Annotated in this window: 19 protein-coding genes; 10 read left to right on the forward strand and 9 right to left on the reverse strand. The window is 71.0% G+C overall.

Features of this window, described 5'->3' with window-relative positions:
* Nucleotides 1–260: 260 nt before the first annotated feature.
* On the forward strand, nt 261–467 hold the full coding sequence (locus tag ACIBAF_RS47040; protein WP_399472626.1) for a hypothetical protein: 207 nt from the start codon (nt 261–263) through the stop codon (nt 465–467).
* 113 nt (nt 468–580) lie between these two features.
* Nucleotides 581–1,099, forward strand: coding sequence for a SixA phosphatase family protein (locus ACIBAF_RS47045; protein ID WP_399472628.1), 519 nt, complete (start codon nt 581–583; stop codon nt 1,097–1,099).
* 87 nt (nt 1,100–1,186) lie between these two features.
* Here ACIBAF_RS47045 and serB read toward each other — a convergent pair whose 3' ends face one another.
* Together serB and ACIBAF_RS47055 are read right to left on the reverse strand one after the other, a co-directional pair.
* The gene (serB, locus tag ACIBAF_RS47050; protein ID WP_399472630.1) at nt 1,187–2,401 is read right to left on the reverse strand and encodes a phosphoserine phosphatase SerB; all 1,215 of its coding nucleotides are present in this window, start codon (nt 2,399–2,401) and stop codon (nt 1,187–1,189) included.
* A 127-nt stretch (nt 2,402–2,528) separates the two neighbouring features.
* Nucleotides 2,529–4,832 (reverse strand): streptophobe family protein, encoded by a 2,304-nt coding sequence (locus ACIBAF_RS47055; protein WP_399472632.1) that lies wholly within the window; start codon nt 4,830–4,832, stop codon nt 2,529–2,531.
* Nucleotides 4,833–5,079: 247 nt separating this feature from the next.
* Between ACIBAF_RS47055 and ACIBAF_RS47060 the strand changes: the two genes are divergently transcribed.
* Entirely contained in the window at nt 5,080–7,602 is a 2,523-nt protein-coding gene (locus ACIBAF_RS47060; protein WP_399472634.1) for an FHA domain-containing protein, read from the forward strand.
* Between the two features lie 73 nt (nt 7,603–7,675).
* On the opposite strand, the gene ACIBAF_RS47065 is transcribed toward ACIBAF_RS47060, so the two are convergent.
* The 3 genes from ACIBAF_RS47065 to ACIBAF_RS47075 form a co-directional block, all read right to left on the reverse strand.
* Nucleotides 7,676–8,458 carry a transglycosylase SLT domain-containing protein gene (locus ACIBAF_RS47065; protein ID WP_399472636.1) on the reverse strand — a complete coding sequence of 261 codons (783 nt, stop codon included), beginning with the start codon at nt 8,456–8,458 and terminating at the stop codon, nt 7,676–7,678.
* A 332-nt stretch (nt 8,459–8,790) separates the two neighbouring features.
* Entirely contained in the window at nt 8,791–9,849 is a 1,059-nt protein-coding gene (locus tag ACIBAF_RS47070) for an S-adenosylmethionine:tRNA ribosyltransferase-isomerase (RefSeq protein ID WP_399472638.1), read from the reverse strand.
* Entirely contained in the window at nt 9,846–10,544 is a 699-nt protein-coding gene (locus ACIBAF_RS47075) for an SDR family NAD(P)-dependent oxidoreductase (RefSeq protein ID WP_399472640.1), read from the reverse strand. Before ACIBAF_RS47075 ends, ACIBAF_RS47070 begins: the two co-directional genes overlap by 4 nt.
* A gap of 242 nt (nt 10,545–10,786) precedes the next feature.
* Here ACIBAF_RS47075 and ACIBAF_RS47080 point away from each other — a divergent pair, with 242 nt between their 5' ends.
* The 3 genes from ACIBAF_RS47080 to ACIBAF_RS47090 all read left to right on the forward strand — a co-directional run bounded on the left by ACIBAF_RS47080 (nt 10,787) and on the right by ACIBAF_RS47090 (nt 12,967).
* Nucleotides 10,787–11,932 carry a GAF domain-containing sensor histidine kinase gene (locus tag ACIBAF_RS47080; protein ID WP_399472642.1) on the forward strand — a complete coding sequence of 382 codons (1,146 nt, stop codon included), beginning with the start codon at nt 10,787–10,789 and terminating at the stop codon, nt 11,930–11,932.
* Nucleotides 11,925–12,566 (forward strand): response regulator, encoded by a 642-nt coding sequence (locus ACIBAF_RS47085; RefSeq protein ID WP_399472644.1) that lies wholly within the window; start codon nt 11,925–11,927, stop codon nt 12,564–12,566. Before ACIBAF_RS47080 ends, ACIBAF_RS47085 begins: the two co-directional genes overlap by 8 nt.
* A 155-nt stretch (nt 12,567–12,721) precedes the next feature.
* Complete coding sequence (locus ACIBAF_RS47090; protein WP_079663202.1) at nt 12,722–12,967, forward strand: chaplin; 246 nt, start codon at nt 12,722–12,724, stop codon at nt 12,965–12,967.
* 219 nt (nt 12,968–13,186) lie between these two features.
* Here ACIBAF_RS47090 and ACIBAF_RS47095 read toward each other — a convergent pair whose 3' ends face one another.
* On the reverse strand, nt 13,187–13,975 hold the full coding sequence (locus ACIBAF_RS47095; RefSeq protein ID WP_399472646.1) for a hypothetical protein: 789 nt from the start codon (nt 13,973–13,975) through the stop codon (nt 13,187–13,189).
* A gap of 153 nt (nt 13,976–14,128) precedes the next feature.
* On the opposite strand from ACIBAF_RS47095, the gene ACIBAF_RS47100 reads away from it, so the two are divergent.
* The 3 genes from ACIBAF_RS47100 to ACIBAF_RS47110 all read left to right on the forward strand — a co-directional run bounded on the left by ACIBAF_RS47100 (nt 14,129) and on the right by ACIBAF_RS47110 (nt 16,513).
* On the forward strand, nt 14,129–14,926 hold the full coding sequence (locus ACIBAF_RS47100; RefSeq protein ID WP_079663204.1) for an ABC transporter ATP-binding protein: 798 nt from the start codon (nt 14,129–14,131) through the stop codon (nt 14,924–14,926).
* A gap of 59 nt (nt 14,927–14,985) precedes the next feature.
* Nucleotides 14,986–15,417 (forward strand): NfeD family protein, encoded by a 432-nt coding sequence (locus ACIBAF_RS47105; RefSeq protein ID WP_399472648.1) that lies wholly within the window; start codon nt 14,986–14,988, stop codon nt 15,415–15,417.
* Between the two features lie 142 nt (nt 15,418–15,559).
* A complete protein-coding gene (locus ACIBAF_RS47110; RefSeq protein ID WP_399472650.1) occupies nt 15,560–16,513 on the forward strand; it encodes an SPFH domain-containing protein in 954 nt (317 codons plus the stop codon).
* Nucleotides 16,514–16,598: 85 nt separating this feature from the next.
* Here ACIBAF_RS47110 and ACIBAF_RS47115 read toward each other — a convergent pair whose 3' ends face one another.
* The 3 genes from ACIBAF_RS47115 to ACIBAF_RS47125 form a co-directional block, all read right to left on the reverse strand.
* Nucleotides 16,599–17,105, reverse strand: coding sequence for an HNH endonuclease (locus tag ACIBAF_RS47115; RefSeq protein ID WP_399472652.1), 507 nt, complete (start codon nt 17,103–17,105; stop codon nt 16,599–16,601).
* A gap of 196 nt (nt 17,106–17,301) precedes the next feature.
* Complete coding sequence (locus ACIBAF_RS47120) at nt 17,302–17,841, reverse strand: YbhB/YbcL family Raf kinase inhibitor-like protein (protein ID WP_399472654.1); 540 nt, start codon at nt 17,839–17,841, stop codon at nt 17,302–17,304.
* Between the two features lie 219 nt (nt 17,842–18,060).
* On the reverse strand, nt 18,061–18,843 hold the full coding sequence (locus tag ACIBAF_RS47125) for a sporulation protein (RefSeq protein WP_399472656.1): 783 nt from the start codon (nt 18,841–18,843) through the stop codon (nt 18,061–18,063).
* 158 nt (nt 18,844–19,001) lie between these two features.
* On the opposite strand from ACIBAF_RS47125, the gene ACIBAF_RS47130 reads away from it, so the two are divergent.
* On the forward strand, nt 19,002–19,643 hold the full coding sequence (locus tag ACIBAF_RS47130) for a DNA-3-methyladenine glycosylase (RefSeq protein ID WP_399472658.1): 642 nt from the start codon (nt 19,002–19,004) through the stop codon (nt 19,641–19,643).
* Nucleotides 19,644–19,986: the final 343 nt, after the last annotated feature.

Below are 19,986 nucleotides of genomic sequence, written 5' to 3' on the forward strand. Positions count from 1 at the left end.
CCCCCCAGGTCATGCCTTCGACAGGGGGACACAGTCATGCCGGGCCCGGAGGCCAGCGGCCCCGTTGCAGGACCGCGAAGAACATAACGGGGGTTAACCCCCCTGTCCCCTAGGGGGTGGAGGTCAGGGTCAAGTGGGTGGATCTCCGGATGGGTTGACGGCCGCCGATTCCGTAACTTCGAGGTGTGACCGCGACGCGGATCACTGCCACGGACCACGGTCCAGGGACCGTGGACCCCTCGAAGACAGCGGAGGCACCCATGCCGGCCCCTACGCACACCCGGCCCCGGTCGGCCACCCCGGGCGGCGTCGACACCCGGCTGCCCTGGTGGGCCCTCGCCCTCCCGACCCTCGCCTTCGTCATCCTCTTCGTGCTGATACTGAACCCCGCCGACGCCCACGCGGCCACCGGCGACCCGGCGATACCCCACCTCGTCGAGCGCGTACAGCAGCTGATCGCACAGTAGGACGGTGGCTTTCGCACCCCCGCACGGGCGGCTCCGGCCGCCTTCGGACCGCTGGTGAAGCCGCATGTCAACTCCCTGCGCCCCATGGCCTGTTTCATGCGAAGCTGGGATACATGAGCGTCGCAGAACCCCGCAGGATCGTCCTCTTCCGCCATGCGAAAGCCGACTGGCCACAGGTGACCGACCACGAGCGTCCGCTCGCTGAGCGGGGCCGAAAGGACGCCGCAGTCGCCGGACGCAAGCTGACCGACTCCGGCATCCCCTTCGACCTGGCCCTGTGCTCCACCGCGGTCCGGACCAGGGAGACGTGGAAGCTCGCCGTCCAGGAGTTCCCACAGCGGCCGAAAACCGTCTACGAGGAGCGGATCTACGAGGCCTCGCCGGGCGAGCTCATCGCCCTGCTCAACGAGACGCCGGACGACGTGCGCAACCTCGTCCTGATCGGCCACAACCCCGGCGTCCAGGGCCTCGCCGACGTCCTGTCCGGCCAAGCCGACGGCGACGCGGGCGAGCGGATGCACCGCCGCGGATTCCCGGCCGCCGCCTTCGCCGTCGTCTCCTTCGACGGCTCCTGGAAGTCCCTGGAACCGGGCGCGGCCACGCTGCTCGACTACTGGGCGCCCTCCGAGTAACCCACCCTCGCACGCGCGAGGGCCCGGCGCCGTCGAAGCATCGACGGCGCCGGGCCCTCCCCGTCGCGTCCGGGTCCGCGCGGGGGCCTACCGCTCGTCGTGCGTCTCCGCGGCCTCGACCTCTTCGCGGGTGATGCCCAGCAGATACAGGACTGTGTCCAGGAACGGCACGTTCACCGCCGTGTGCGCCGCCTGGCGCACCACCGGCTTGGCGTTGAAGGCGACCCCGAGACCGGCTGCGTTCAGCATGTCCAGGTCGTTGGCGCCGTCACCGATCGCCACGGTCTGCGACAGCGGTACGCCCGCCTCGGCGGCGAACCTGCGCAGCAGCCGCGCCTTGCCCGCACGGTCCACGATCTCGCCCGTGACCCTGCCGGTCAGCCGGCCGTCGACGATCTCCAGCGTGTTCGCCTGGGCGAAGTCCAGCCCGAGCCGCTCCTGCAGATCGTCGGTGACCTGGGTGAAACCGCCGGAGACCACGCCCACCTGATAGCCGAGCCGCTTCAGCGTCCGGATCAGCGTGCGCGCACCCGGCGTCAGCCGCACCTCGGCGCGCACCTTGTCCACGACCGAGGCGTCCAGCCCCTCCAGCAGCGCCACGCGTGCGTGCAGCGACTGCTCGAAGTCGAGCTCACCGCGCATCGCGGCAGCCGTCACCTCGGCGACCTCGTTCTCGCAGCCGGCGTGTGCGGCGAAGAGCTCGATCACCTCGTCCTGGATGAGGGTGGAGTCGACGTCCATGACGACGAGCCGCTGGGCCCGCCGGTACAGGCCGGCGTCCACCACGGCGACGTCCACGCCGAGCGCCGCCGCGTCCAGGACCAGGGCGGTGCGCAGCGGCTCGGTCTCCACACCGGAGACGGCGAACTCGACGGCGGTGACGGGGTACTTGGCGAGCCGGAAGATACGGTCGATGTTGCCGCCGGCCTTCGTGATCTTCGAGGCGATCGCCGCCGTGGCCTCCGCGGTGAGCGGATGCCCGAGCACGGTGACCAGCGACCGGCCGAGGCCGCGCGGCCGGTTGTCGCCGAGGCCGGAGATGATCTCCGCCTGCATCTTCATCGACTCGGCCCAGCTGTGGACCGTCGACCGCAGCTCCCCCTCCAGGCCGGTCGGCGGCTCGGTCACGAGCGCGCACAGCACCATCCGGCCTCGGGTGACGACCTGCTCGATGTCGACCACGTCGACGGAGTAGGCGGCGAGGGTGTCGAAGAGGCCGGCCGTGATGCCCGGCCTGTCCTTGCCGAAGATCTTGACAAGGAGCGTGGGGACGTCGGAGGACGAAGTCTGCAAAGCGCTCATGGTGTCTCCACCGTATCCGGCACCCAGTGCCTTCCGCCGCCGAGGTCCGCCTGACGGACAGGGAACAGTGGATGTCCGCGAGGTGGCGCGCACCTCAACAGTCTCCCGCAACGTTCTCCCGCGGGCATCACCGCTGCCCTTTCGGCGTCCTCGGCGGGGGAGGCGGCGGTGGGGGAGGCGGCGGAGGCGGTCCCTCGTCCGGCCCGGACGACGGCCGCGCGCCGGGGCGCGGGCCGGGGGGCCGACGCGGTGAGCGGGGCGGCGGCCCGATCGGCCGGACCACGGTCGGTGCGCCGTAGACGTCGTCCCGGCCCGGCGGGACCTCCGGCGGACGCCCGCCCGTCGCCGGCGGCTCGCCCCGCCGGGAGCTCTCGTACGGCCTCGACCGCTCGGTCCTGTCGCCCTCGCCCCGCGCCGCCTCCGGCCGCGCGTCCTGCACCTCCAGCAGCTCGTCCGGCAGCCGCAGGTAGGGATTGGTCGCCGGATTCGGCGGCCGGTACGAGGCGCCCGGCGCGTACGGCCCCGCCCCGTCGCCGGCCACCCCCGTCAGCCCACGGTCCTGGCCGGGATCCTCCGCCGCGGCGCTCCCCACGTCACCCCGTGCCAGCGGCGCCGCCCGCCGCCCCGCCGCCCCCGAGGCACACGCCAGCAGCCCACCGGCGCCCCCCGCTCCCGCGCCCCACGCGACCCCCAGCAGCAGCGCCGTCCCGAGATGCCCGCGCAATTCCAGCCCTGCCCCGAACGCATCGAACCCCAGCACCGACAACGAGGCGTTCACGGACACCTCCGTCAACCAGACGACCAACGTCAACGCCAAGGCACTCGCCACCCCCAGCCGCACAGCACACCACCCGACGAACCCGACGACACCGCCCCTTCGCGAGCCCGCCCCTCTCCCGGCAGACCCTGCGGCCGATCCTCGCCGAGCTCCGCCCGACCCCGGCCCTGCCCACTCGCCCGGCCTTTCCCCGCCGCGCGCACGCTCCCCGTTCCAGTCCGCCCCGCCCACACCACGCCCGTACCCCGCATCCTTTCCGGCCCCAGCCCTCCCGGCCGCCCCCGCACCGGCCTCAGCCCGTGACCCTGGCCGGGCCCCGCCTCCCGAGCCCGCGCCCCCTGCCCCACTCACATCCGCCCCGGAACCCGCCCACCCTCGGGAACCCGCCCCCGAGCCCGACCCGGCCCCCGAGCCCGACCCGGCCCCCCAGCCCGGCCACGCTCCGGCCCCCGAACCAGCCGCATTCGCCCCCGCATCGAGCCCCGCCGGCGCCGTCCCGCCCGTAGACCTCCCGCCGAACCCCCTCCCGCCCCAGGGCGTTCGTACCGCTGTCAGGACTCCCGCCAGCAGCATCATCAGGGCCGTCGCCACTCCCAGCAGCCACACGCGGCTGTCCAGTTCGGCCAGGCGGGGCAGGGTCACCCGCTGGTCGGCGCCGACCCTGAGGAGGTCGTCGAGGGGGTCCGGGAGGACGTTCGTCAGGGCTCCCGTCGCGTGTCCGTCCCAGGGGACGAACAGGCCGATCGGGATGCCCAGCCAGACCCCGTTCGGCGCGCCGAGCAGCGCCGCTCCCGCGATCCGCCGGGGATGGTCGTCGCCGATCGCCGCGTACGCGGCCGCGGCGAATCCGGCCGACACCGCCACCAGCAGCACGGTGACGACGGCGGACGCCGCCGGCCGCACCACGCGGTGCACCGCCTCCCAGCCGCGCGGCAGCGGCGTGCGGCGCGAGGCCAGCAGAGCGATCAGCAGGATGCCGAGGCACCAGCCGAGGCCGCCGAGCAGCGTCGGCGCCACGTCGACGGTGAAGCCGACCGCGGCCTTCGCCTCGACCAGGTCGCCGAGCCGGTCGGGCAGCAGCCCGCCGATGTCCCCGACGTCCCCGAGCCCGGGGATCTCCAGGCCCCCGCCCCCGCCCCCGCCTCCGCCGGGCAGGTCGTCCAGGCCCAGTGCGCCGCCGTCGAAGGTGATGACGTCGTGCCCCGCCCAGACCAGCCCGCCGAGCATCGCCACGAACACCGCGACCACCGCGCCGACGCGGGCGAGGAGTTCGGCCGGGGCGATCACGACTCCGGCCGCACGAAGGGACCGCAGGAAGAACCACGACAGCAGCAGCGCACCCACCAGGCTCACCCCCAATGGCGTGATCTCGACGGCGGTGTTCGCCTCCGCGCCCGTGAGCCCGAAGGCGGACACATCGCCGGACGGGGTCACCGAGCCCCCGGCCCCCAGGGCCACCACCGCGGCCGTCATCGGGCCCAACGAGCCCGCCGAGTCCGCCTTCAGCAGCTGCAGTCCGAGCGCCGCCGTCCCCGCCATCCCGATCAACGCCCAGCTCACCGCGGCAACGGCGGTCAGCAGCACGTCCGTCCACGGCACGCCCCCGCCGCGCGCCGCGCTCCCCCTGCCTTCGACACCTGTGCCGGCACTCATGCAGACCCCCCGATCCGCGGCGCGCAGCGGCGAAGATCGCCGCTTCCGTCCCCCCTCGCGTGCTTTTACCACTCTCCGGGCAGGTTTCAACCCCGTCAACGGGAACGGCCGATACGCTCGTGCACGCTCTTCACAAGGCCCGACTTTCGGTCAGGGGGCCGCTACTGAAATAGTTCCCCCCGATGTTCGACATCCCTAGACTCCCTGTTGATGGGGGTAACTCGGGGGACAACTCAGTGGGGCTGGAGTGCCGGAACTCGTACTGGAATTGAACGGACGCACCTGGACGCTCGATCCGTCCAGGACATACACCCTCGGACGTGATCCGCAGGGAGATATCGTCCTCGACGACGCCAGGGTCTCCTGGCGTCACGCCACGGTCAGCTTCAACGGCCGCAGTTGGGTCGTCGAGGACCACGGCAGCACCAACGGCACGTTCGCGCAGGGCCAACGGATCCATCAACTGGAGCTCGGCCCTGGCTCGGCGCTGCACCTGGGCAACGCGACCGACGGGCCGCGCGTCAACCTGACGGGGGCACAGGCGCCCGTCGCGCAGCCGCAGCAGCAGCCCTTCGCCGCGCAGGCCGCGAACCCGGGCTGGGCCCAGCAGGCCCCGCAACCGCAGGCCGCGCAGGCCGGCTGGCAGCAGCCGCAGCAGGCCGCACCGCAGGTCCCGCAGCAGGGGCCAGCCGCGGGCTACGCGCAGAAGGTTCCCGGTGGTGGCGCGGGGGCGCCGCCGGTCTACGGCGACCGCAGCCCCACCACGTTCCACCAGTTCTCCCTCGGCCGCGTGATGCGCATCGGCCGTGCCCTGGAGAACGAGCTGGTCGTCTCGGACCTGCAGGTCTCCCGTCACCACGCCGAGTTCCACTCGACGCCCGACGGCCGGATGGAGATCCGCGACCTCGGCTCGCACAACGGCACCTACGTCAACGGCCAGCCGATCCCCAAGGGCGGCTCGGTCCAGTTGGGCCCCGCCGACATCGTCGGCGTCGGCCACTCGACGTTCCGGATCGTCGGCGACCGCCTCGAGGAGTTCGTCGACACCGGTGAGGTCTCCTTCTCCGCCCGGCACCTGACCGTCACGGTCGACGGCGGCAAGCAGATCCTCAAGGACGTCTCCTTCGGCGTCCCGGAGAAGTCGCTGATCGCGGTCATCGGACCATCGGGTTCCGGCAAGTCCACCCTGCTCAAGGCGCTCACCGGCTACCGGCCCGCCAACCAGGGCGACGTCCTCTACGACAACCGCAACCTCTACAAGCAGTTCGCCGAGCTGCGCCAGCGCATCGGTCTGGTCCCGCAGGACGACATCCTGCACAAGGAACTGACCGTCAAGAAGGCCCTGAAGTACGCGGCCAAGCTCCGCTTCCCCGCCGACACCACCCCGGCGGAGCGCGACACCCGCATCGACGAGGTGCTGCGCGAGCTGAAGCTGGACATCCACAAGGAGAAGAAGGTCACCTCCCTCTCCGGCGGCCAGCGCAAGCGCGTCTCGGTGGCCCTGGAGCTGCTCACCAAGCCGTCGCTGATCTTCCTCGACGAGCCCACCTCGGGCCTCGACCCGGGCATGGACCGCGATGTCATGCAGCTGCTGCGGGGCCTCGCCGACGACGGCCGCACGGTCCTCGTCGTCACGCACTCCGTGGCCGAGCTCGCGATCTGCGACAAGCTGCTCGTGATGGCGCCCGGCGGCGCCGTCGCCTACTTCGGCCCGCCCGAGGAGGCGCTGAACTTCTTCGGCTACGACACCTGGGCCGACGTCTTCTCCGCCTTCGAGAACTACCGCGACTACGACTGGGCGGGACGCTGGAAGGGCTCGCAGCACTACCAGATGTACGCCGCGGACATCGACGCCATCGCACCGCAGTCCGTACAGATGCCGCCGATGCAGGCGATGAAGCCGCCGAAGCCGCAGGGCTGGATGTCGCAGTTCGTCACACTGGTGCGCCGCTATGTCTCGGTGATCGCCTCTGACAAGGGCTTCCTGGCCCTGACGGTGATCCTGCCGGCCGTCCTCGGCGCGGTGAGCCTGCTCATCGACTCCGGCAACAGCCTGCTGCCCAACCCGGCCAACCCGAAGACCGGCCGGATCATCCCCAACGGCACGGCCACCACCGTCCTGCTCATCCTCGCGGTCGGCGCCTGCTTCGCGGGCGCGGCGAACTCCGTCCGCGAGCTGATCAAGGAACGGGTCATCTACGAGCGGGAGCGCGCCACCGGCCTGTCCCGCTCCGCGTACCTGATGTCCAAGGTGTTCGTGCTCGGCGTGGTCACCGTGCTGCAGGGCCTGATGGTCGGCGTGATCGGCTTCGCCAGCCGGGAGATCCCCAAGGAGGGCCTGGTCCTCGGCAGCGCCACCATGTTCGAGCTCTCCATCCCGATCATGGCGCTGGGCTTCACCTCGATGATGTTCGGCCTGGTCATCTCGTCGCTGGTGAAGACGGCCGAGAAGACCATGCCGCTGCTGGTCATGTTCGCGATCATCCAGGTCGTCTTCACCGGCTGCCTGTTCACCCTGAACGGCGCGGTCGGCGTCAACGAGTTCTCGTATCTGATGCCCTCGCGCTGGGCCGTCGCGGCCGCCGGCGCCACGCTGGACTTCAACAAGATCAGCCCGCCCAAGGACGGCGGCGAGACCGATCCGCTGTGGGAGCACACCGTCGGCGCCTGGGGCATGGACATGGCCGCGCTGATCGTCCTCGGCGTGATCTGCGGCTTCTTCGTGGCTCGCTTCCTGCGCCGCCACGAGCCCGAGGTCATGCGCAAGTAGTCGCTCACGCAGTACGCCGACGGGCGGCGCCCCTGCTACGGGGGCGCCGCCCATCGGCGTATGGAAGGGGTGTTCAGTACGCGCTGTTGACGTTGTCGATCGAGCCGTACTTGTCGGCCGCGTAGTTCGCGGCGGCGGTGATGTTGGCGACCGGGTCGTAGATGTTCCAGGACGTGCCGGAGACGTGGTACGCGGCGAACGTCGGCGGGATCACCTGGAGCAGACCCTTGGACGGGATGCCGTTGATGGCGTTGATGTCCCAGTCGTTGATCGCGTTCGGGTTGCCCGAGGACTCCCGCATGATGTTCTTGTGCAGGCCGTGGTAGCTGCCCGGGATGCCCTTGGACTTCATGATGTCCAGGGAGTGCTTGATCCAGCCGTCGAGGTTGTCGGCGTACTTCTTGACGGTCGCCTTCTTGATCACGACGCGCTTGGCGGACCGGCTCGCGGCCTCCTTCGCCTTGCGCGCGGCGGCGGCCTTCTTCTTGGCGGCGGCAGCGGCGGCAGCCTTCTTCTTCGCGGCGGCGGCCTTCGCGGCGGCCTCCGCAGCGGCCTTCTTCTCGGCGGCGGCGGCCTTCGCGGCGGCCTCGGCGGCGGCCTTCTTCTTGGCGGCGGCGTCGGCGGCGGCCTTCTTCTTCGCCTCGATGGCGTCGACCTTCACGCTCGCCTGGGCCAGCTGGTCGGTCACGCTGGCCTTGACGTCCTGCACCGGCTCGGAGCTGTAGGCGACCCGGGCCGAGGAGACGGCGTCCGTAGTGGTCGTCTGCGCGTCGGCCGGCACCACGGAGAAGGCGAGGGCGGCGGCGCCGAGGGTGGCGGCACCCGCGATCGCGATCTTGTGAGTGTTCTTGGGCATGCGGAAGGACCTCTTCGAATAGCGCGGAGGTCGCTCTCTTCGTCCGACGGCGGACAGCGGGTGCTTTCGGCACGAGCGCCGCGGGGGAGACCCACGGCGCTGAGCGACGAGAGCAATTCTTAGCGGCCGCAAAAAGGGCAGGCAAAGGTGTGACGTACGATCCTCGATAGTGGACCGGGGAAGGGCAAATCGGGACAGATAGAACCATCTGCCCCGCTCACCGGTGCCCGCTTTATCTCCTATTGACCCTCGTAGGTGATCTGCGCCCTATGTGCGGGCTCACACGGCCCCCGTCCCGTTCTCACTGCTGGTTGCCAAAGCAATGCTCTGCGTCAGGGTCCTGAGCTCGGGAGGATGAGGTGCACGTCCCCGAACTCGTGCCACAGGTAGCGCCCGCGCAGAGCCTCGTCGTAGCCCCGGTCGATCGCCGCCCGTCCCGCCACCGCCTCCAGCATCAGCAGATGCGAGGCCTCCGGCTCGTGCAGCCCGGTCAGCAGCCCGTCCACCACCCGCACCCCGCGCGCGGGAGTGACGACGAGATCCGTCCACCCCGCACGCGCGCGTACGACCCCGTCCGCCCCGGCCGCCGACTCCACGGCCCGCACGGCCGTCGTGCCGACCGCGATCACCCGCCTGTCCCCGGCCTTCACCGCGTTGATCAGCCGGGCCGACGCCTCCGGCACCGCGAACCGCTCCGGATACGGCGGCTCGTGCGCCTCCGCCGAGGCCACCCCGGTGTGCAGCGTGATCGGCGCGAACTGCACCCCGCGGCTCACCAGCTCCGCCACCAGCCCCGGCGTGAAGGGCCGCGCCGCACTGGGCATCTCCGCGCTGCCCGCCCCGTCGGCCGACGGCAGCGCGAACACCGTCTGGTAGACGGACAGCGGCTGATCCCGCTCCGTATAGGAGTAGCGGATGGGACGCCCGTGCTCCCGCAGCAGCCCCGGTACCGCCCCGCCGGCGGACACCCGCGCCCACCACAACCGCCCGCTCCCCGGGCCCAGCGGCTCCTCCAGCACCAGCTGCACACCCCCGGGCAGCCGCACCCGCGTCCCCGCCGGCCCTCCCGCACGCGCGCGCGTGGTGCCCTTCCCGTCCGGATCCCGCAGCTCCACCGCCCATCGGCCGTCGTCCCCGCGCGTGGAGAAGTGCACCACCACGCGCGCGTGCCCGACCCGCCCGTCCACGGCCGCCGCCAGTGTCGGCGAGGTGTTCACCACGAGCAGGTCCCCGGCCCGCAGCAGGCACGGCAGCTCCCGGAACGTGTGCTGCGCCACGTCCGTCCCCCGCGACACCAGCAGCCGTACGTCGCCTCGGTCCCGCCCCGGCCCGCGCTGCTCGGCCGGCACCCGCGCCGACAACTCCTCCGGCACGTGCACGGCAAGCGTCATCGCCGTCCCTCCAGCAGGCCCGGAGCCGCGTACCGGCCGCTCGCCGGCCGCTCGTCCAGCAGCCGCAGAAAGGCCGGCGCCACCCCGGCCGGATCCGGCCGGGGATCGTCGTCGTCCGGCACGGCCGCCGCGTACAGGTCCGTGGCCATGTCCCCGGGATCCACCGCCCACACCCGAAGCCCCGGCTCCTCCTCCCCGAGCACCGCCGCCAACTGGTCCAGGGCCGCCTTGGACGCCCCATAGCCGCCCCACGTCGCGTACGCCTCGGCGGCCGCGTCCGAACTGACGGTGATCACCGCACCCTCCCGCGCCCCGTGCAGCAGCGGCAGCGCCTCCTGGACCAGCCCCAGCGCCGCCACGACATTCACCTCCAGCGCCCGCCGCAGCCCGTCCAGCGACAGCTTCTCCAGCCGTACCAGCGGCTCGGCGCCCAGCGCACTGGCGTTGTTCACCAGCAGGTCGCAACCGCCGAGGCGCCAGGCGGCCGCCACCAGCTCGGCCCGGTGCCCCGCATCCGTGACATCCCCCACGCGGGCCTCGACCCGGGTCCCGTAGGACGCCACGGCCGCCGCCGTCTCCTTCAGCACCCCCGCCGTCCTGGCGTCGAGCACCAGATCCCAGCCCCGCGCGGCCAGCGCCTGCGCCAACGCCCGCCCCAGCCCCTTCGAGGCACCCGTGATGATCGCTACCGGCATGACAACCGTCCCCTCGTCCGATCCGCCTCCGTCCGGCGATGCCCCCAACCTAGGAACCGGCCCGCCGGCCCCGCCTCGGACGCGGGACGCAAGCGAGAGGGGCCCTTCGTCGTACGCCCGCACACCTGGTCCCTGCGCCCTCGGCCGCTGTACCGGGGACCTCCGACCTAGGTCTCCCGCCGCAGCCCGCGGCCGTCACAGGTCCGATCCGCGCTGTCACACCCCGCCGGTACCGTGAGGGCATGAGTCAAGGCCCCCGGTCCGGCCTGGCCGCGGTGAGCACCGCGCTGCTGGCCATGAGCAGGCACCTGGAGGTGCGCGACGTCCTCAAGACGATCGTCGCCTCCGCCCGTGAGCTGCTCGACGCGCAATACGCCGCTCTGGGCGTTCCGGACGACCACGGCGGGTTCGCCCAGTTCGTCGTCGACGGCGTCAGCGACGAGCAGTGGAAGGCCATCGGCCCGCTCCCGCGTCAGCACGGCATCCTCGCCGCGATGCTCCAGGAGGCCAAGGTCGAGCGCCTCGCCGACGTCCGCGAGGACCCCCGCTTCGAGGGCTGGCCGTCGGCGCACCCGGACATGTCCGACTTCCTGGGCCTGCCCATCCGCGACGGCGACGAGGTCATCGGCGCGCTGTTCCTCGCCAACAAGAACTGCCCCGAGCCCGAGGGCAGCTGCCGCTTCACCGAGGACGACGAGGAACTGCTCTCGATCCTCGCCCAGCACGCCGCCATAGCCCTCACCAACGCCCGCCTGTACGAACGCAGCCGCGAGCTGACCATCGCCGAGGAACGCTCCCGGCTGGCCCACGAGTTGCACGACGCGGTCAGCCAGAAGCTGTTCTCCCTGCGCCTCACGGCCCAGGCGGCCGCCGCCCTCGTCGACCGCGACCCCTCGCGCGCGAAGGGCGAGTTGCAGCAGGTCGCCGCGCTGGCCGCGGAAGCGGCCGACGAACTGCGCGCCGCGGTGGTGGAGCTCCGTCCCGCGGCCCTCGACGAGGACGGCCTCGTCGCGACCCTCCGCACCCAGATCCAGGTCCTTGACCGCGCCCACAGCGCGCGCGTGACCTTCACCAGCCACGGTGTCCGCGCCCTGCCCGCCGCCCAGGAGGAGGCCCTGCTCCGGGTCGCCCAGGAGGCCCTGCACAACGCGCTGCGCCACTCCGGAGCGGAGCGGGTCGAGGTCACCCTCCACAAGCGCGGCCAGCACACGGTCCTGCGCGTCACGGACGACGGCGCCGGCTTCGACCCGACGACCACCCGCCGGGCCGGCCGCCACCTGGGCCTGGTGTCGATGCGGGACCGGGCGAGCGGGGTCGGCGGCACGCTCACGGTGGAATCGGGGCCCGGCAAGGGCACCACGATCGAGATGGAGGCTCCCGGTGGCTGACGCAATCAAGGTGCTGCTCGTCGACGACCACCAGGTCGTCCGCCGAGGCCTGCGCACCTTCCTCGAAGTGCAGGACGACATCGAGGTCGTCGGCGAGGCCGCCGACGGCGCCGACGGAGTCGCCCTCGCCGAGGAGCTGAAACCGGACGTCGTCCTGATGGACGTCAAGATGCCCGGCATGGACGGCGTCGAGGCCCTGCGCAGGCTCCGCGAACTCGACAACCCCGCGCGCGTGCTGATCGTCACCAGCTTCACCGAACAGCGCACGGTGGTCCCGGCCCTGCGCGCGGGCGCCGCCGGGTACGTCTACAAGGACGTGGACCCCGACGCCCTCGCCGGCGCCATCCGCTCGGTCCACGCCGGCCACATCCTGCTCCAGCCGGAGGTGGCCGGCGCGCTCCTCTCTCAGGACGAGGCCAACTCGGGCCAGGGGAGAGGCGGTTCGCTCACCGAACGGGAGCGCGAGGTGCTCGGGCTGATAGCGGACGGCCGCTCCAACCGCGAGATCGCCCGCGCCCTGGTCCTGTCCGAGAAGACGGTCAAGACGCATGTCTCGAACATCCTGATGAAGCTCGACCTCGCGGACCGCACCCAGGCCGCCCTGTGGGCCGTACGCCATGGCGTGGCCGGCTGAGACGGGCCGGGCCGGCAACAGGGAAGGTTAACTTCCGATCCGAGATTCATACCGTCGTGGGAATGTCCCCCGGATGGCGCATCCTTCGCGGGCCCCCGCCGTTCTCCAGTACGGACCACGGCGACTGCCGCGGTCATCGCTAGGAGGGGTCAGAAGTGAAGAACCTGAAGAAGGCAGCGGCTGTGACGATGGTGGCCGGCGGGCTGATCGCCGCGGGCGCCGGCATGGCCTCCGCCACCGAGGGCGCCACGGCCCTCGGCGAGGCCAAGAGCTCGCCGGGCGTCGTCTCGGGCAACCTCGTCCAGGCCCCGGTAGCCGTCCCGGTCAACGTCGTCGGCAACAGCGTGAACGTCATCGGCGTGCTGAACCCGGCCTTCGGCAACCAGGGCCTCAACCACTGAGCCCTCACCCGAACCCGCACTGACCTCCGGCCTCCCCCGGCCCCCACCGGGGGAGGCCGGCCTGCTTGCCCCTTGCCCTGCCGGGACCTTTCAACGCAGGCCCGCACAACCAGCCCGTCCGGCGTTTGAGGACGAGGCCCCTTCAGGGCCGACACGGGGGCCTGGGGGCAGAGCCCCCAGGGACGCCCACACCAGGAAACGCCAACCAGAAACCCACGCTCACCGCATCCCCCGCTCCCGCCCCTCCACAACGGAGTTGTACGCGGCGACCTGCGCCCGCCGAGCCGTCCGCTCAACAGGCCGCAACGCCTCCGCCCGCGCCGCCATCTCAGCGGAGCTCACCGCACCGCCAGGCCCGTTCTCGAACGCCAGCGACACCAGCAGCCCCACCCGCTGCGCCATCTCCAGCACCCGCACCGCCCGGGGCGGATACCCCGGCGCCAACATGTCCCGCCCCCGCTCGGCCCGAGCCCGGTACGCGTCGATCGCCGCCTCCGCCACCGGCCCCGACCCCGCCAGGTCCAGCCGCGACAGCACCGCCGTCGCGTCCCGCAGCGCCTCCGCCAGCTCCCGCTCCGCCTCGCCCAGCGACGGCACATCGGCCGGCGGAGCCTCCCGCACCGGCAGGCAGTGCCACACGACCTCGACGTGCACATCACCCTCGGGTCCGGCCTCGTACACCTCGGGCACGAGCCCGTACCCGGCGCCGTGACCGATCACCGCCTCCTCCGCCTCCAGCGCCCGCGCGTTGAACTCGGGCGGCCCGCTGAGGCCCAGCGGATGCCCCGGCGCGGGCAGCGCCACCCGCAGCCCGCTCACACCGAGCGTCCGCAGCCGCCCCAGCGCGAGCGTGAGCCCGACGGGCCCCGACTCGCCGGGCAGCCCCTCCACCCGGTGCACGGCATCCTCGCCGACGATGGCGACGACGGCATCGTCCGGCGAGACAAATCCGGCCAACAGGGCATTTCCCCAAGCGGTGAGGCGACCAGAGCGCGGTTCCGAGAGCATGCCCCCACCCTAAGGACCGGACCGATGGAACGGGCCGCCCGACCGGTGGCGTAGATTTTCCCGAAGAGGCCGCGCCCACCCACGCGCGGCGGTGCGAGCCACAGGCGCCCGCGACAACCGACCGGCCACACTGCAAGGGGAGACAACGCGCTCATGAGCGATGTTCTGGAGCTTCAGGACGTATCCGTGGTCCGTGAGGGCCGGGCTCTCGTGGACCAGGTCTCCTGGTCGGTCAAGGAGGGCGAGCGCTGGGTCATCCTCGGTCCCAACGGGGCCGGCAAGACGACCCTCCTGAACATCGCCTCCACCTACCTCTTCCCCAGCGCCGGCACCGTCTCCGTCCTCGGCGAGACCCTCGGCAAGCCCGGCACCGACGTCTTCGAGCTGCGCCCGCGCGTCGGTATGGCCGGCATCGCCCTCGCCGACAAGCTCCCCAAGCGCCAGACGGTCCTGCAGACCGTGCTGACCGCCGCCTACGGCATGACGGCCGGCTGGCAGGAGGAGTACGAGGACGTCGACGAGCAGCGCGCCCGCGCCTTCCTCGACCGCCTCGGCATGAGCGAGTACCTCGACCGGAAGTTCGGCACCCTCTCCGAGGGCGAGCGCAAGCGCACCCTCATCGCCCGCGCCCTGATGACCGACCCCGAGCTCCTCCTCCTCGACGAGCCCGCCGCCGGCCTCGACCTCGGCGGCCGCGAGGACCTCGTACGCCGTCTCGGCCGGCTCGCCCGCGACCCCGTCGCCCCCTCGATGATCATGGTCACGCACCATGTCGAGGAGATCGCCCCCGGCTTCACCCACGTCCTCATGATCCGCCAGGGCAAGGTCCTCGCCGCGGGCCCGGTCGAGCTCGAACTCAGCTCCCGCAACCTCTCCCTCTGCTTCGGCCTCCCGCTCGTCGTGGAACAGGTCGGCGACCGCTGGACGGCCCAGGGCCTGCCACTGTCCTGACCCGGTGCTGCCCCTGTGCGCCCTGTCCGCGACCAGACCCGCGGCCCTACCATGACCGTGTGAACGACATCGACGCATGGGTGTGGTGGCTCGTCGGCGCGGCAGCGCTCGGAATCCCGCTCGTCGTGACCGCGATGCCCGAGTTCGGCATGCTCGCGGTCGGCGCCGTCGCCGCCGCGATCGCCGCGGGCCTCGGTCTCGGAGCCGTCGCCCAGGTGCTCGTCTTCATCGTCGTCTCCGTCGCCCTCATCGCCGTCGTACGCCCCATCGCGATCCGGCACAGCAAACAGCGTCCCCAACTCGCCACCGGCATCGACGCGTTGAAGGGCAAACAGGCCGTCGTGCTGGAGCGAGTGGACGGCTCGGGCGGTCGTATCAAGCTCGCCGGGGAGGTCTGGTCGGCGCGCGCACTCGACACCGATCGCGCCTACGACGTAGGCCAGGAAGTCGACGTCGTGGACATCGAAGGAGCCACGGCGATCGTCATCTGACCTTGCACAACTCCCGCACGACGCAAGTGAACAGAACACCTCGCGAGCCGCACGACGGTCTGTCAGACTCGACCAGCAAGATCTTCAACAGACATAAGATCTTCCGAAAGCGCCGAGGCGGAGAAAGGTACGGGGAGCCGCGATGGAACCGGTCATCATCGTCCTGGTCATTCTGGTGGTGTTGGTCTTCATCGCCCTGATCAAGACGATCCAGGTCATCCCGCAGGCGAGCGCCGCCATCGTGGAGCGCTTCGGCCGCTACACGCGGACGCTCAACGCGGGCCTCAACATCGTCGTCCCGTTCATCGACACCATCCGCAACCGCATCGACCTGCGCGAGCAGGTCGTGCCGTTCCCGCCGCAGCCGGTGATCACCCAGGACAACCTGGTGGTCAACATCGACACGGTCATCTATTACCAGGTCACCGACGCGCGGGCCGCGACCTACGAGGTCGCCAGCTACATCCAGGCGATCGAGCAGCTCACCGTCACCACCCTCCGCAACATCATCGGCGGCATGGACCTGGAGCGGACCCTGACCTCCCGCGAGGAGATCAACGCGGCCCTGCGCGGCGTCCTCGACGAGGCCACCGGCAAGTGGGGCATCCGCGTCAACCGCGTGGAACTGAAGGCCATCGAGCCGCCGACCTCCATCCAGGACTCGATGGAGAAGCAGATGCGCGCCGACCGTGACAAGCGCGCCGCGATCCTCACCGCGGAAGGCACGCGCCAGGCCGCCATCCTCACCGCCGAGGGCGAGAAGCAGTCCCAGATCCTGCGCGCCGAAGGCGAGGCCAAGGCGGCGGCCCTGCGCGCCGAGGGTGAAGCCCAGGCGGTCCGCACCGTCTTCGAGGCGATCCACGCAGGCGACCCGGACCAGAAGCTCCTCTCCTACCAGTACCTGCAGATGCTCCCGAAGATCGCCGAGGGCGACGCCAACAAGCTCTGGATCGTCCCCAGCGAAATCGGCGACGCCCTCAAGGGGCTGTCCGGTGCCATGGGCAACTTCGGCAACCTCGGCGGCGGTTCGGGCGGCGGCAACAACTCCGGCAACGGCGGCGGCAGCGAACGCCGCGAGAAGCCGTCCATCGACTGAGGGCTCTCTTCGACTCCGGCCAGTTCCCCGCGCCCTGAAGGGCGCGGGGCTGTGTCGATATGCGGCTCCGCCTTCTCGCCAAGTGCTAAGCGGCTTCCCCGGCCAACCAGGCGGGCAGGGCAGCGAAGTCCTCCTGCCCCAAAGCCAACAGCATCGCGTCCGCCGGCGTCGGCTCGAACGGCTGCCGCAGCAACGGCATCTCCGCCTGCTCCGGAGTCCGGTCCGCCTTACGGTGGTTGTCCTCCGCGCACGAGGCGACCGTGTTCAGCCACGAGTCCTGACCCCCCTGCGCCCGCGGCACCACGTGGTCCACGGTCGTCGCCCGACGACCGCAGTACGCGCACCGGTGCCGGTCCCTGACCAGCACGCCCCGCCTCGACCACGGAGCTTGTCTTCGGAACGGCACCCGTACGTACCGGCACAGCCTGATCACCCGCGGCGCCGGTATGTCGACCTCGGCTCCGCGCATCCGCAACTCGGGGTGGGCCTGCTCGACGACGGCCTTGTCCTGAAGCACCAGGACGACGGCTCGGTTCAACGTCACCGTCGACAGCGGCTCGAAGCTCGCGTTCAGTACCAGCGTGTCCCGCATACCAGCCCACCTCCTGTGTGCACCGGCCCACCCCGTGGCGGGCTGGGATCAACTCTGGCCGGGCACGCCGAGATGGACAACGCAATATCTGCTGCTCCACGGGAGGTGACCCCCGCGACCCCCGGCAACAAAATGCCCGCCTCTGATCACTTCCAAGACCAGAGACGGGCAAACGTTCAATGAACGATGAGCTGACTCATCCCCCCGTGGGATGTTCGTACTCACCGATCAGCTGGGCGCGGGCGATCGCGTGGAACCGCAGGTTGAATCCCACGACGGCAGGCGAGGCGTCCGCGTCCGGACCGAGCTTCTCCTGATCCACCGCGTACACCGTGAAGACGTACCGGTGCGGCCCGTCCCCCGGCGGCGGAGCGGCGCCGCCGAAGTCCTTGCTGCCGTAGTCGTTGCGCGCCTGCACGGCACCCGCCGGCAGCCCCTTGAACGAGCCGCTGCCCGCCCCGGCCGGCAGCTCGGTCACCGAGGCCGGGATGTCGAACAGCACCCAGTGCCAGAACCCGCTGCCCGTCGGAGCGTCGGGGTCGTAGCAGGTCACGGCGAAGCTCTTGGTCCCGGGCGGGAAACCCTCCCATCGCAACTGCGGCGAGGTGTTCCCCGCCGCATGGACCTGCGCGTCCTTGAGCGTCGCCCCCTCCTGCACGTCCTCGCTCGTGACCGTGAACGACGGCACCGGCGGATGGAAATCGTGGGGCAGCGGCCGCCTCTTCGGCTCGGTCACCTCGACACACCTCCTGATAGATCGGGAAAGGCACTTCCTCCGGAGCCTACGACCTACACGCCGTCACATACCGTTGCCCGATCCCAGAGCGGCGATCATTCACCAGCCGCAGGCGCCGCCGAAGAATCCTCACCGGCGTCCCCGCGTCGACCGCGGCCCAGCACACGCGGAGGGCCCGGAACGCCGTGTGGCGTTCCGGGCCCTCTACGCGTAACCGCCTCAGAACCAGTTGCGCTTGCTGCCGACCTCGGACAGCCACTGGTTGAGGTACGCCGCCCAGTCGGTCGCCTGGTAGTCGAGCAGACCCACCTGGAACGAACGGAACGTGTCACTGCCCTCGCTGAACAGGCCGGGCTTCTTGTCCATCTCCAGCACGACGTCCATCGCGTGCTCGTCGGCCACGAAGCTCAGCTCGACCTGGTTCAGCCCCCGGTACTGCGACGGCGGGAAGAACTCGATCTCCTGGTAGAAGGGCAGCTTCTGCCGCGTCCCCCGGATGTGACCGCGTTCCATGTCCGCGTTCTTGAAGCGGAAGCCCAGCTGGATGAACGCGTCCAGGATCGCCTTCTGCGCCGGCAGCGGGTGGACGTTGATCGGGTCCAGGTCACCGGAGTCCACGGCGCGGGCGATCTCCAGCTCGGTGGTCACCCCGATGTGCATGCCGCGCAGCGTCTGCCCGTCGATCGTCGTGACCGGCGTCTCCCAAGGGATCTCGAGCCCGAACGGCACCGCGTGCACGGCACCAGCCTGCAGTTCGAAGGCACCCCCGAGCCGCAGCTTCGTGAACTCGATGTCCTGCTTGTACTCCTGGTCGCCGCTCTCCACCTCGACCTTGGCCTGCAGGCCGACCGACAGCCCCTCGATCTGCTGGTTGACGGACCCGCCCTGGATCCGCACCTCACCCTGGACGACACCGCCCGGAACGACGTTGACCTCGGTCAGCACCGTCTCGACCGAAGCCCCGCCGGCCCCCAGACTCGCGAGCAGCTTCTTGAACGCCATGTCTCTCCCTCGTGACCTTCTACGACCTCAACTACGGGATCCCTTGATCCCTACAAACGCGATCCGGACGTGGCCGGTTCCGCGCTCCACACCCTGGCAAGCCGAGCGGCCGCTGACCACCCCGACGCACCCACCGCCCTGCACTACGCTCGGAGGGCATGATCGCGACCCCCGACCGTACGCCCCTCCCCAGGACCTTCTTCGACCGCCCTGTCCTGCAGGTCGCCCAGGATCTCCTCGGCCGCCTCCTCGTCCGTACGACCCCCGACGGTCCGATCACCCTGCGCCTCACGGAGGTCGAGGCCTACGACGGCCCGAACGACCCGGGCTCGCACGCCTTCCGGGGTCCCACGGCCCGCAACAGCGTGATGTTCGGTCCGCCCGGACACGTGTACGTCTACTTCACCTACGGCATGTGGCACTGCATGAACCTCGTCTGCGGTCCGGAGGGCACGGCGAGCGCCGTCCTGCTCCGCGCCGGCGAGATCGTCGAAGGCGCCGAGGCGGCGCGCAAACGTCGACTCTCGGCCCGAAACGACAAGGAACTCGCCAAAGGCCCTGCCCGCCTGGCCACCGCCCTGGACGTGGACCGAGCCCTCGACGGCACGGACGCCTGCGCCACCGGGGACACCCCGTTGAGGGTCCTGACCGGCACCCCGGTCTCCTCCGACCAGGTGCGCAGCGGTCCGCGCACCGGAGTCTCCGGCGACGGGGCCGTCCACCCCTGGCGGTACTGGGTCGCCAACGACCCGACGGTGAGCCGCTATCGGGCCCACGCCCCCAGGCAACGCCGAAGTTGACTCGCTGTTGGCCGGGGCGTAACGTAGCCCGAGCCGCTTGAACCGGGTACGGCATTCGCCAGCAGCCGGAAGCGGCCAACCCACTACCTACAACGCCCCTCAACGGGAGCGAATTCGGCATGTCCGCATGCCGAATTCCAACTCGGTGGAACTCGATTATGAGTTGCGGAGGGAATCGGCTAACGTAGTGAATGTCGAAAGGCCGACGGGCGAAAGTCCAAAGCCACAAGACAATCCCACCGACAGGGAATCGGATCGAGAAAAAGATCTGATAGAGTCGGAAACGCAAGACCGAAGGGAAGCGCCCGGAGGAAAGCCTGAGAGAGTCTCTCGGGTGAGTACA

It is taken from the genome of Streptomyces sp. NPDC051677, assembly GCF_044453465.1.
Taxonomy (GTDB): domain Bacteria; phylum Actinomycetota; class Actinomycetes; order Streptomycetales; family Streptomycetaceae; genus Streptomyces.